At 60.9% G+C, this 12,062-nt stretch carries 9 protein-coding genes; 5 read left to right on the plus strand and 4 right to left on the minus strand.

What is annotated here, in order from left to right; translation table 11 throughout:
* Positions 1 to 83: 83 nt before the first annotated feature.
* Positions 84 to 2,978 carry a ribonucleoside-diphosphate reductase subunit alpha gene (locus AC0IXA_RS14505; protein ID WP_471813631.1) on the minus strand — a complete coding sequence of 965 codons (2,895 nt, stop codon included), beginning with the start codon at positions 2,976 to 2,978 and terminating at the stop codon, positions 84 to 86.
* An 855-nt stretch (positions 2,979 to 3,833) separates the two neighbouring features.
* Between AC0IXA_RS14505 and AC0IXA_RS14510 the strand changes: the two genes are divergently transcribed.
* Positions 3,834 to 4,556, plus strand: a complete 723-nt coding sequence (locus AC0IXA_RS14510) for a response regulator (protein WP_056788095.1) — start codon at positions 3,834 to 3,836, stop codon at positions 4,554 to 4,556.
* Positions 4,553 to 6,163 carry an ATP-binding protein gene (locus AC0IXA_RS14515; RefSeq protein WP_471813633.1) on the plus strand — a complete coding sequence of 537 codons (1,611 nt, stop codon included), beginning with the start codon at positions 4,553 to 4,555 and terminating at the stop codon, positions 6,161 to 6,163. The genes AC0IXA_RS14510 and AC0IXA_RS14515 overlap by 4 nt, the downstream gene beginning before the upstream one ends.
* A 91-nt stretch (positions 6,164 to 6,254) precedes the next feature.
* Here the strand turns inward: AC0IXA_RS14515 and AC0IXA_RS14520 are convergent, their stop codons facing one another.
* Both AC0IXA_RS14520 and AC0IXA_RS14525 read right to left on the minus strand, forming a co-directional pair.
* The gene (locus AC0IXA_RS14520) at positions 6,255 to 6,980 is read right to left on the minus strand and encodes a 4'-phosphopantetheinyl transferase family protein (RefSeq protein ID WP_471813635.1); all 726 of its coding nucleotides are present in this window, start codon (positions 6,978 to 6,980) and stop codon (positions 6,255 to 6,257) included.
* A 152-nt stretch (positions 6,981 to 7,132) separates the two neighbouring features.
* Positions 7,133 to 7,924 carry a dienelactone hydrolase family protein gene (locus AC0IXA_RS14525; RefSeq protein ID WP_471813637.1) on the minus strand — a complete coding sequence of 264 codons (792 nt, stop codon included), beginning with the start codon at positions 7,922 to 7,924 and terminating at the stop codon, positions 7,133 to 7,135.
* 143 nt (positions 7,925 to 8,067) lie between these two features.
* Between AC0IXA_RS14525 and AC0IXA_RS14530 the strand changes: the two genes are divergently transcribed.
* The 3 genes from AC0IXA_RS14530 (at position 8,068) to AC0IXA_RS14540 (ending at position 10,842) form a co-directional block, all read left to right on the plus strand.
* Positions 8,068 to 8,673 carry a membrane protein gene (locus AC0IXA_RS14530; protein WP_041479569.1) on the plus strand — a complete coding sequence of 202 codons (606 nt, stop codon included), beginning with the start codon at positions 8,068 to 8,070 and terminating at the stop codon, positions 8,671 to 8,673.
* 148 nt (positions 8,674 to 8,821) lie between these two features.
* Positions 8,822 to 9,499 carry a response regulator transcription factor gene (locus AC0IXA_RS14535; RefSeq protein ID WP_016773623.1) on the plus strand — a complete coding sequence of 226 codons (678 nt, stop codon included), beginning with the start codon at positions 8,822 to 8,824 and terminating at the stop codon, positions 9,497 to 9,499.
* Positions 9,496 to 10,842, plus strand: a complete 1,347-nt coding sequence (locus AC0IXA_RS14540; RefSeq protein ID WP_073472181.1) for an ATP-binding protein — start codon at positions 9,496 to 9,498, stop codon at positions 10,840 to 10,842. The genes AC0IXA_RS14535 and AC0IXA_RS14540 overlap by 4 nt, the downstream gene beginning before the upstream one ends.
* 197 nt (positions 10,843 to 11,039) lie before the next feature.
* Here AC0IXA_RS14540 and AC0IXA_RS14545 read toward each other — a convergent pair whose 3' ends face one another.
* Positions 11,040 to 12,038, minus strand: coding sequence for an AraC family transcriptional regulator (locus AC0IXA_RS14545; RefSeq protein ID WP_471813640.1), 999 nt, complete (start codon positions 12,036 to 12,038; stop codon positions 11,040 to 11,042).
* Between the last annotated feature and the right edge of the window lie 24 nt (positions 12,039 to 12,062).

Genomic DNA, 12,062 nt, shown 5'->3' on the forward strand with positions numbered 1-12,062 from the left:
CCCCCAACAAACCAGAAGTCTGTCGGGGGTTTTCTTTTGTCTGAAGATCCCAGGCGTCTCGCAACGCCTGAAATCAGCTCAGCTTATTGGCAAGCTTCGCAATCCGGCTCGTCAATCGCGCAGGCCTTTGGCACTGGCGCAGGACCTGCCGGAGCGGCCAGGACCGAATCGTCGCCGTGGTTGCCGCCGCTAGAAACAGCGTTCAGCTTGCCGGTGTTGATGGTCGACTTCTCGGTGCTGGTCGCGGCCAGGGCACGGAGGTAGTAGGTGGTTTTCAGACCACGGTACCAGGCCATGCGGTAGGTCACGTCGAGCTTCTTGCCCGATGCGCCGGCGATGTACAGGTTCAGCGACTGGGCCTGGTCGATCCACTTCTGACGACGGCTGGCGGCGTCAACGATCCACTTGGTGTCCACTTCGAACGCGGTCGCGTAGAGCTCTTTGAGTCCTTGCGGGATGCGCTCGATCTGCTGCACCGAACCGTCGTAGTACTTCAGGTCGTTGATCATGACCGAGTCCCACAGACCGCGAGCCTTCAGGTCGCGAACCAGGTACGGGTTGATCACGGTGAATTCGCCCGACAGGTTCGATTTCACGTACAGGTTCTGGTAGGTCGGTTCGATCGACTGCGAAACGCCAGTGATGTTGGCGATGGTCGCGGTCGGTGCGATGGCCATGATGTTCGAGTTACGGATGCCTTTCTGTACACGGGCGCGAACCGGTGCCCAGTCGAGGGTTTCCTTCAGGTCGACGTCGATGTACTTCTCGCCACGCTGCTCGATCAGGATCTGTTGCGAATCCAGCGGCAGGATGCCCTTGGACCACAGCGAACCGTTGAACGTCTCGTAGGCGCCGCGCTCGTCGGCCAGGTCGCAGGAAGCCTGGATCGCGTAGTAGCTGACCGCTTCCATCGACTTGTCGGCGAACTCGACGGCAGCGTCGGAGCCGTAGGCGATGTGCTGCAGGTACAGAGCGTCCTGGAAGCCCATGATGCCCAGACCGACCGGACGGTGGCGGAAGTTGGAGTTCTTCGCTTGCGGCACCGAGTAGTAGTTGATGTCGATCACGTTATCGAGCATGCGCACGGCGGTGTTCACGGTGCGTTGCAGCTTGGCGGTATCGAGCTTGCCGTCGACGATGTGGTTCGGCAGGTTGATCGAGCCCAGGTTGCAAACGGCGATTTCGTCCTTGTTGGTGTTCAAGGTGATCTCGGTGCACAGGTTCGAGCTGTGGACCACGCCGACGTGCTGCTGCGGGCTGCGCAGGTTGCACGGGTCTTTGAACGTCAGCCATGGGTGGCCGGTTTCGAAGAGCATGGACAGCATCTTGCGCCACAGGTCTTTGGCCTGGATGGTCTTGAACAGCTTGACCTTGCCCGGGTACTCGGTCAGCGCTTCGTAGTACTCGTAGCGCTCTTCGAAGGCTTTACCGGTCAGGTCGTGCAGGTCCGGTACTTCGGATGGCGAGAACAGGGTCCACTTGCCGTCATCGAAGACACGCTTCATGAACAGGTCAGGGATCCAGTTGGCCGTGTTCATGTCGTGGGTACGACGACGATCGTCACCGGTGTTCTTGCGCAGCTCGATGAACTCTTCGATGTCCATGTGCCAGGTTTCCAGGTAGGCACACACAGCGCCTTTGCGCTTGCCACCCTGGTTCACGGCCACAGCGGTGTCGTTCACCACTTTGAGGAACGGCACCACGCCTTGCGACTTGCCGTTGGTACCCTTGATGTACGAACCCAGCGCACGAACCGGCGTCCAGTCGTTGCCCAGGCCGCCAGCAAATTTCGACAGCATGGCGTTGTCGTGGATCGCGTGATAGATGCCCGACAGGTCATCCGGCACGGTGGTCAGGTAGCAGCTCGACAGCTGTGGACGCAGGGTACCGGCGTTGAACAGGGTCGGGGTCGAAGCCATGTAGTCGAACGAGGACAGCAGGTTGTAGAACTCGATCGCACGGTCTTCTTTCTGCTTCTCTTCGATCGCAAGGCCCATGGCCACGCGCATGAAGAAGATCTGCGGCAGTTCGAAACGCACGCCATCCTTGTGGATGAAGTAGCGGTCGTACAGGGTCTGCAGGCCCAGGTAGGTGAATTGCTGATCGCGCTCGTGGTTGATCGCCTTGCCCAGTTTTTCCAGGTCGAAGGTAGCCAGCACAGGGTTCAGCAGTTCGAACTCGATACCTTTTGCGATGTAGGCCGGCAGGGCCTTGGCGTACAGGTCGGCCATTTCGTGATGGGTGGCGCTTTCGGCGACTTCGAGGAAGTTCAGGCCTTCGGCACGCAGGGTGTCCATCAGCAGGCGGGCGGTGACGAACGAGTAGTTCGGCTCGCGCTCGACCAGGGTACGGGCGGTCATCACCAGGGCGGTGTTGACGTCGGTCAGGGCCACGCCGTCGTACAGGTTCTTCAGGGTTTCGCGCTGGATCAGGTCGCCATCGACTTCTTCCAGACCTTCGCAGGCCTCGGTGACGATGGTGTTCAGGCGGCCCATGTCCAGCGGCGCGAGGCTGCCGTCGGCGCGGGTGATGCGGATCGACGGGTGCGCGTTGACTGCTGCTTCGGCAGGAGCGTGCGCTGCGCGCTCTTTCGAACGGCCGTCACGGTAGATCACGTAGTCGCGTGCAACTTTCTGCTCGCCGGCACGCATCAGGGCCAGTTCGACCTGGTCCTGGATTTCTTCGATGTGGATGGTGCCGCCCGATGGCATGCGACGCTTGAAGGTCGCGGTGACCTGTTCGGTCAGGCGCGCAACGGTGTCGTGGATTCGCGACGAGGCGGCAGCGGTGCCGCCTTCAACTGCGAGGAACGCTTTGGTGATAGCGACGGTGATCTTGTCATCGGTGTAAGGAACGACAGTGCCATTACGCTTGATCACGCGCAGCTGGCCAGGCGCGGTGGCTGCCAGATCCGAAGTCGAATCGGCGGCCTGCGGCAAGGTGCCCTGCGGGTTCTCGCGAGTTGTGTCGGTTTGCATGGGGGGTGGTCTCCACATTCTCTATGTTTGTTTGGCACCGTCATGGTGCTCACCGTTCTGTACCGAAGCACTGCAACCGACGGGCGTCGGCATTACAAACTTCGGAACAGTAGGAAAAAGGCTGCAACGCCGCATCCTTGCCGAAGTTTTGGTTACGAGCCGAAGCTCGCCACCGGATTCCTTCGCGGGTGGCAGTCATGACTGCAACACCCATACCGTTTTGTCCGTTTCGGACCAAATAAAACGGTGCCATCCGCCAGTGCGGTTTGGGCTTGAAAAAACTCGCTTGTTCTACCGGAAACTGGCCATAAAGCACTTGAGTTTCAGGTCTGAAATGTGGTTGGGCGTTTTAGGTGAAAACCCTATATGTAGGGTCTCTGTTTTCGCCGTGCTACAAGATAATGCGTTTCAGGGGGGGATTGCAACGTACTACCTGTGGATAAGCCTGTGCGTAATTTGTGTAAGAAACAGGGAAAACGCGTGTAGGCCGCGAACCTGCTGAGCCAGACCGTTTGTCACTGTTTTTTTGCCTGGAAAAACGCTTCAGCGGTTTTTTAAGGGCGCGAACCCTATCACAGAATTCCGCCTTGTCCGAACGCATTTACCGACTTGTTTTCCGGGTGAGCGGCGTTTATACAATCGCTGGGTGCATGGGCATTTTTATCCTCCTGAAACATGACAGATGATCGGGAGGACTCGTGTAGGAGCTGCCGAAGGCTGCGATCTTTTGATTGTGATTTTTCAAGAGCAAGATCAAAAGATCGCAGCCTCGTTTCACTCGTCAGCTCCTACAGGAACCGCGTTCATTCAACGAAACCTTCATATATCAATAAAAACAGCAAGCAGAGGTCACCGGTGGAGCAACAAACCTGGCAGGTATTGATCGTCGAGGATGACCAGCGACTGGCCGAGCTCACCCGCGATTACCTGCAAGCCAATGGCCTGCGCGTGGAGATCGAAGGCAACGGTGCGCTGGCGGCGGCGCGGATCATCAAGGAGCAGCCGGATCTGGTGATCCTCGATCTGATGCTGCCCGGCGAGGATGGCCTGAGCATCTGCCGCAAGGTGCGCAGCCAGTACGACGGGCCGATCCTGATGCTCACCGCGCGCACCGATGACGCTGATCAGATCCACGGCCTTGACCTCGGTGCCGACGACTATGTGTGCAAACCGGTGCGTCCGCGCTTGTTGCTGGCGCGGATCCAGGCGTTGCTGCGGCGCAGTGACACACCGGAGCCGGTCGCGGAAAAATCCCGGCGGTTGCAATTCGGTCCACTGGTGGTCGACAACGCGTTACGCGAAGCCTGGCTGAGCGACAACGGCATCGAGCTGACCAGCGCCGAGTTCGACCTGCTGTGGCTGCTGGTGTCCAACGCCGGGCGGATACTTTCCCGGGAAGAAATCTTCACTGCATTACGCGGCATCGGCTACGACGGCCAGGACCGCTCGATCGACGTGCGTATCTCGCGCATCCGCCCGAAAATCGGCGACGACCCCGACCATCCGCGCCTGATCAAGACCATCCGCAGCAAAGGCTACCTGTTCGTCCCGGAAGCCTGCGCAGACCTGGCGCTGTGAATTCGATCTTCCTGCGCATCTACGGCGGCATGTGCGCCGCGCTGATTCTGGTGGCGGTGCTCGGCGTGCTGGCGCTGAACCTGCTCAATCAGGTGCGCAGCGAGCAATACCGCGAGCGTCTGGCCCACGGCACCTTCTCGCTGATGGCCGACAACCTGCAACCGATGAATCAGACCGAACGCCATCGCGCGTTGCTGGTGTGGGAGCGGCTGCTTGGTATACCGCTGACACTGAAGAAATTCGCCGAAACCGACCTCGATCTGGCCCAGCGCACCCGTGTGCTGCGCGGTCAGGCGCTGGTCGAGCAGACCGGGCCTCACGCGGCCAAGGTCTATCGGCTGATCAGCGAAAAAGAGCAAATGATGCTGGTGGGCGAGGTGCAGCAGATCAGCGAGCAACTGGCCCGGGCGACTATTTATCTGCTGGCCGATGAACTGGTGCGGGTGCCGGTCGGCGAACAGCCCAAACGTCTGGCACAAATAAAGAAAGAGAAGGGTTTCGGCTTCGACCTGCGGCTGGTCACGGTGAATGACGCCGACATGGACGAGGACCAGAGTCGCCGCGTGGCCGAGGGCGACACGGTGATGGCGCTGGGCAAGGGCGGCGATTCGATCCGCGTCTTCGCTGGCATGGTCGGTACGCCGTGGGTGCTGGAAATCGGCCCGCTGTATCAGATGAATCCGTACCCGCCGGAATGGCTGGTATTGATTGCCGCGCTGGGCCTGACGCTGATCGGTCTTATCGTTTATCTGCTGGTGCGTCAGCTCGAGCGACGTTTGCGCGGCCTCGAAGCGGCGGCCACGCGGATCGCCAAGGGCAGCCTGGAAACCCGTGTGCCTGCGCGCGGTGCCGACTCGGTCGGGCGGCTGGCGTCGGCGTTCAATGGCATGGCCGAGCACTTGCAACAGTTGCTGGCGATCCAGCGTGAACTGGTGCGCGCGGTGTCTCACGAGCTGCGCACGCCGGTGGCGCGGCTGCGTTTCGGTCTGGAAATGATCGGCACGGCGACCACTCCGCAAGCGCTGGAGAAATACCGCGAAGGCATGGATCACGACATCGAGGACCTCGATAAGCTGGTCGACGAAATGCTCACCTACGCACGACTGGAGCAGGGTTCGCCGGCGCTGACCTTCCAGCGCATCGATCTGGATGCGCTGGTCAATCAGGTGATCGCAGAATTGGCGCCGCTGCGCGCCGAGGTCACGGTACAGCGCGGATTGTGTCTGTCATCGGCCGACAACGACGGCGCCTGGGTCGAGGCCGAGCCGCGTTATTTGCATCGGGCGCTGCAGAATCTGGTGGGCAACGCGATGCGTCATGCGCATTCGCAGGTGACGGTGAGTTATCAGGTCGGCCAGTTGCGTTGCCGGATCGACGTCGAGGACGACGGACCGGGCGTGCCGGAAGTGGCGTGGGAGCGGATCTTCACGCCGTTTCTGCGCTTGGACGATAGCCGCACGCGGGCCTCGGGCGGGCATGGCTTGGGGTTGTCGATTGTGCGGCGGATCATTCACTGGCACGACGGCCGCGCGATCATTGGCAAGAGCAAGAGTCTGGGTGGGGCGTGCTTCAGTCTGAGTTGGCCAAGGAATCAGGAGCGCCGCTGAGATTCGGGATACCGCCTTCGCGAGCAGGCTCGCTCCCACATTTGAAATGCAATCCCCTGTGGGAGCGAGCCATAACAGGCAATGCAAGACTTCAGGCTTGAATGCTGACCAGACTCAACAACTGCCCATCCTGCACTGCAAACTGCGCCTCCAGCTGCGATCCGTTGCGCCATTCGCTCGACAGATCCGTCAACAACCGCAGCCTGACCTGACCCGCCGCAGTCCATTCCAGCACTTCGGCATGCTCGAAATAAAAGCGCTGCTGCACGATCGGGTAGAGCGCCTTGAACAGACTCTCTTTGACCGAAAACGTCAGGGTCACCCGCAGCGCCAATTGCTCCTGAGAACCCGCCGCCATGCGTTGCAGTTCCGCTGGCGTGAGGATTTCCCCGGCCAGGCGTTCAGCGCGCTCGTGGCTCAACAGGTTTTCCAGATCCATGCCCAAGCCGCGCCAGTGCTGTTTGTTGGCGACAATCGCCGCCGCGCGGCCAGTGCTGTGGGTGATTGAGCCGCAGATGTGCGCCGGCCAAACCGGCGCGCGGTCTTCGCCAATCGGCGGGACGATATTCAGACCTTCGAGTTGTTGCAGCGCGGCCCGCGCGCAGATGCGTCCAGCGAGAAACTCGGCCTGGCGCTTGGCCACCGAGCGCTGAATGCTCGGCGGCGCCGGCACAGCGCTGCGCTGGAAGTCATCGCCAAGCAGGCGTGTCGGGTCGAAGTGGGTACTGAGCAGCACGGTGTCGGCCAGGACCGTCGGCAACGGCCAGTGGCTGTCGAGCGCAGTGCAGCAGGCGGGCAGGGCGGGGGTGGTATGCATGGCGGGCATTTTGCCGGTTAGTCGGGGCGAGGTCGAGATCGGCGGTGAAGCCTTCGCGAGCAGGCTCGCTCCCACAGGGGATCTTCTGTGCGACAGGGATCCAATGTGGGAGCGAGCCTGCTCGCGAAGGCCGCGCCTCGGTCGCTACTGACTCAGCCGAAAATCTTCTTGAAGAACGCCTGCATATCCGCCCAGGATTTTTCATCCGCCGCCTTGTTGTAACCAATGTCCGGCCCGCCATGCTCGCCATGGCTCAGGCGATCGGCATCCGGATTGCTGAAACCATGCTTGGCGCCATCCAGACTGACGAACTGGTAGTCCGCCCCGGCCTTGTCCATCTCCGACTTGAACGCGGTGACGTGGTCCTGAGTGACCATGCTGTCCAGCGCACCGTGCTCGACGAGGATTTTCGCCTTCACACTGCCCGGAGTCGCCGGAGTCTTGGTTGCCAGCGCGCCATGGAAACTCACCACACCGGCCAGCGGCACACCCTGACGCGCCGCATTCAGTACCACGGCGCCACCGAAGCAATAGCCGACGGCGGCGATTTTGTTCGGGTCGGTCTGCTTTTGCTTCTTCAACAGATCGAGCCCGGCGGCGAAGCGCTTGCTCGCCGCTTCGGCGTCCTTGGTCGCTGCCTGCATGAAGGCCATGGCGTCTTTCGGGTGCTCGGTGTTTTTGCCTTCGCCGTACATATCGATGGCCAGCGCGCTGTAGCCGAGTTCGGCGAGATCCCGCGCGCGGCGCTTGGCGTACTCGTTCAGCCCCCACCATTCGTGAACCACGACAACGCCGGGGCGTGGGCCTTTGATCGCGTCGTCATAGGCGTAGTAGCCGATCAGTTGGCTGCCGTCGGCGCTTTGGTAGGGGATTTCTTCAGTCTTGATCGCAGCCTGGGTGAAGCTGCTGACTGCCAGCAAAGTGAAGGCGAGGAACAGGCGCATGGTCGGGTCTCCTTATTGAAAGTGGTCAGAACAGCCTAGTCGATCCGGTTCAGGTCAGGTTCAGAGACGGTTCAGGGGCCGTACAGGGGCGGCTCAGTAACCTTGCGCCATACCCAAACAGCACTGTGAAAGAGGAAATACCCATGACTCGTTTAAACAAATTGCTGCTGGCTTTTACCCTGTTAGGCTCCAGCATCGCGGCCAACGCCGACGACACCAGCAACTTCGCCGGCCTGACATTCGGCCAGACCAGCGACAAGATCGACAAGTCCCACGCGCTCAACAACAATCTCGGCAACCCCAACGTCACCGGGGCCATCGACGGCAACAACACCTACGGCATGCGCCTCGGTCAGCAAAACAGCCAGGGCCGCTACTACGCCACTTACGACAACGTCTCCGGCTCGCACAATGGCGTTAAACTGCGCCAGGAAAATCTGCTCGGCAGCTATGACCTGTTCTACCCGGTGGGCGGCAGCACCAAGTTGTTCGGTGGCGCCACGGCCGGTCTGACCAAGCTGACGCAGGATTCGCCAGGTTTCAGCCGTGACAGCGATATCGGTTACGCCATCGGTGGCCAGGTGGGTGTGTTGCAGCAAGTTTCGCAGAACACCTCGGTGGAACTCGGTTACCGTTACCTGCGCAGCAACGCCAGCACCGAAATGAAAGAGAGCGGCGGCAGCAAACAGGGCTCACTGGACTTGACCAGCAGCGCGCAGACCTACCTGTCGGCCAACTACTATTTCTAAGCGGTTGTCGCAGTTTGAAGTGTGGGAGCGAGCCTGCTCGCGAAAGGGGGGTATCAGCCGACACTTGCTTGGCTGATCCACCGTATTCGCGAGCAGGCTCGCTCCCACAGGTAGTTGCCTGGAGAGCTCAAGAGATAGGGAGAAAAGCATGAAACTGTTGGTCGTCGAAGACGAGGCGCTGTTGCGTCATCACCTGCAAACCCGCCTGACGGAAAGCGGTCATGTAGTCGAGTCCGTGGCCAATGCCGAGGAGGCGCTGTACCAGACCGGTCAGTACAACTTCGATCTGGCGGTGATCGATCTCGGCCTGCCGGGCATGGGTGGCCTCGACCTGATCCGCCAGTTGCGCTCGGGCGGCAAGACCTTTCCGATCCTCATACTCACTGCGCGCGGCAACTGGCAGGACAAGGTTGAAGGACTAGCCGCCGGTGCCGACGATTACGTAGTGAAGCCGTTCCAGTTCGAAGAACTCGACGCACGCCTGAACGCATTGCTGCGCCGCTCCAGCGGTTTCACCCAGTCGACCATCGTTGCCGGGCCTTTGCTGCTCGACCTCAATCGCAAACAGGCCAGCCTCGATGAACAACCGCTGGCGCTGACCGCTTACGAATACCGCATCCTCGAATACCTCATGCGCCACCATCAGCAGGTGGTGCCCAAGGATCGCTTGATGGAGCAGTTGTATCCGGATGACGACGAGCGCGATCCGAATGTCATCGAAGTGCTGGTCGGCCGTCTGCGCCGCAAGCTCGAAGGCCCGGCCGGGTTCAAACCGATCGACACCGTGCGCGGCCTCGGTTACCTGTTCAATGAGCGCTGCACTTGATCCGTTCCCTTCGCGTTCGCTTGATGCTCGCCGCCACCACGTTGGCGGTATTGTTCATGCTCGCATTGTTGCCGGCGATGCAGGGCGCCTTCAGCCTTGCCTTGCAGGACTCGATCGAACAACGCCTGGCCTCCGACGTCACCACATTGATCTCCGCCGCCCGGGTGGAAAACGGTCGGCTGGTGATGCCGTCGCAATTGCCCGACGAGCGCTTCAACCTCACCGATTTCCGTTTGCTCGGCTATATCTACGACCGCGACGGCAAACTGGTGTGGCGCTCGAAAGCCACCCAGGAAGAACAGATCAACTACAAACCGCGTTACGACGGCCTCGGCAACGAGTTCGCGCGGATTCGTGAAGCCAGCGGTCAGGAGTTCTTCGTCTACGACGTCGAAGTCAAGCTGCTCGGCGGCAAAAGCGCAGCGTTCAGCATCGTCGCTCTGCAACCGGTGCGTGAATACGAAACCACCCTCGAAGGCCTGCGCGAAAATCTCTATCTGGGCTTCGGCGCGGCGTTGCTGGTGTTGCTGGCGCTGCTATGGATCGGCCTGACCTGGGGCCTTAAGGCGCTGCGCCGCTTGAGCCAGGAACTCGACGAAATCGAAGGCGGTACCCGTGAAAGCCTGACCGAAAAACATCCACGCGAACTGTTGCGCCTGACCGGCTCGCTCAACCGCTTGCTGCTCAGCGAACGCCAGCAACGCAGCCGCTACCGCGACTCCCTCGACGACCTCGCCCACAGCCTGAAAACCCCGTTGGCGGTGCTGCAAGGCGTCAGCGAAGACATGGCCCAGCGCCCCGCAGACCGCGATCAGGCCTGGGTGCTGCAAAGTCAGATCGAACGCATGAGCCAGCAGATCAGCTACCAGCTGCAACGGGCCAGCCTGCGCAAAAGCGGTCTGGTGCGCCATCAGGTGCGCCTGCAACCGGTGCTCAAAAGCCTCTGCGATACGCTGGACAAGGTCTACCGCGACAAACATGTGCGCGTGACCTTTGATCTGCCCGAGCATTGCTACGTGCCGATCGAGCAGGGCGCCTTGCTGGAAATGCTCGGCAACCTGCTGGAAAACGCCTATCGCCTGTGCCTCGGCGAAGTGCGGGTCAGCGTGCGCGAGTCCTTGGCCGGGATCGAATTGTGCGTCGAGGATGATGGCCCGGGCGTGCCCCTCGATCAGCGTGCGCGGATTCTCGAACGCGGCGAACGCCTGGACGCCCAGCATCCCGGGCAGGGCATCGGGCTGGCGGTGGTCAAGGACATCATCGAAAGCTACAACGCGCGTTTGGCTTTGGGCGATTCACCGATGGGCGGGGCGGCGTTCAGGATTCATTTTCCGGCGGTGTGAATGAAGCGGCCCTCACCCTAACCCTCTCCCAGTGGGAGAGGGAACTGACCTAAGTGTCTTGAGAAATTTATCGACCTGAGCAACTTGCAGTGGATATGGATTCACTGAATAACTGTCAGGCCGGTCCAGATCTTCAGCATCCCCAGTCAATCCCCTCTCCCTCTGGGAGAGGGTTAGGGTGAGGGGCTTTTGATCTTTCACAACTCCTGTGCCCGATAAGCCCCCGGTGTCAGCCCCGTCCATTTCTTGAATGCCCGATGAAACGCCGAAGGCTCAGAGAACCCGAGCTGCTCGGCAATCTGTTGCAACGACAGCTCCGCGCGGCCCAGATGATAGATGGCGATATCCCGCCGCAGCTGATCTTTCAGCTCCTGAAAACTGGTGCCTTCCTCGCGCAAGTGCCGGCGCAAGGTCTGCGGGCTGATATGCAGATGCGCGGCGACGGCCTCCAGATCCGGCCAACGCGCAGCGTCGCGGCTGAGCAAGCGGCGCAGGCGGCTGCTCAGGCTGTCGCCATCGTCGGGGCGTGAGAGCAGGTCGGCGGGGGAGCGTTCGAGGAAGTGCTTGAGCGTGCGTTCGTCCTGCAACAGCGGCATGGCCAGGTAGCGACTGTGAAACAGCAGGCTGCTTTGCTCGGCATCAAAGGTCAGCGGGCAGGGGAACAGCAGATCGTATTCGCCGCCGTGCTCGGGGCGCGGATAGCTGAAAGTCGCCTGCTCGAGGCGAATGCGCTGGCCGATCAGCCAACTGCCGAGGCGGTGCCAGATCACCAACAGACTCTCGCTGAGAAAGTGATCCGGGTCCCACCACTGCGCGTCGTCCAGGCTCAAACGCACCCATTCGTCTTCGCGACGCAGGGTCAGGCGTGGGGCGTCGGGGAACAGGCTGTAAAACAACAAGCCACGTTGCAGAGCCTTCTCCAGGTTGCGGCAGTGAATCGAGGCGTGGCACATCATGGCGAAGCTGCCGGGCTTGCTCGGGGCATTACCGAAACCCAGGTATTCGTCGTCCAGCGCCAGCCACAAGCCCTGAATCAGCCGGGTGAACTGCTCCGGGGCAATCCGCGCGCGGGGCTCGTCGAGCAACTCCGCGCTGATCCCCAGTTGCTGCAACAGGCCTGAATAATCCAGGCCGCGCCGGCGTGCACCGCCAAGGGCGGCACGGGCGAAATGGCTGGCGATGGTGCGTTCGCGCATAAGCGGCAATCCTTGTTCATGCAC

The sequence above is a fragment of the Pseudomonas sp. AC083 genome (assembly GCF_979253165.1).

Bases quoted from the DNA above. Each gene is read 5' to 3' on its own strand.
- AC0IXA_RS14535 (WP_016773623.1), top strand. From the start codon at position 8,822: ATGAAACTGTTGGTCGTCGAAGACGAGGCGCTGTTGCGTCATCACCTG.
- AC0IXA_RS14530 (WP_041479569.1), top strand. From the start codon at position 8,068: ATGACTCGTTTAAACAAATTGCTGCTGGCTTTTACCCTGTTAGGCTCC.
- AC0IXA_RS14545 (WP_471813640.1), bottom strand. From the start codon at position 12,038: ATGCGCGAACGCACCATCGCCAGCCATTTCGCCCGTGCCGCCCTTGGC.
- AC0IXA_RS14505 (WP_471813631.1), bottom strand. From the start codon at position 2,978: ATGCAAACCGACACAACTCGCGAGAACCCGCAGGGCACCTTGCCGCAG.
- AC0IXA_RS14520 (WP_471813635.1), bottom strand. From the start codon at position 6,980: ATGCATACCACCCCCGCCCTGCCCGCCTGCTGCACTGCGCTCGACAGC.
- AC0IXA_RS14525 (WP_471813637.1), bottom strand. From the start codon at position 7,924: ATGCGCCTGTTCCTCGCCTTCACTTTGCTGGCAGTCAGCAGCTTCACC.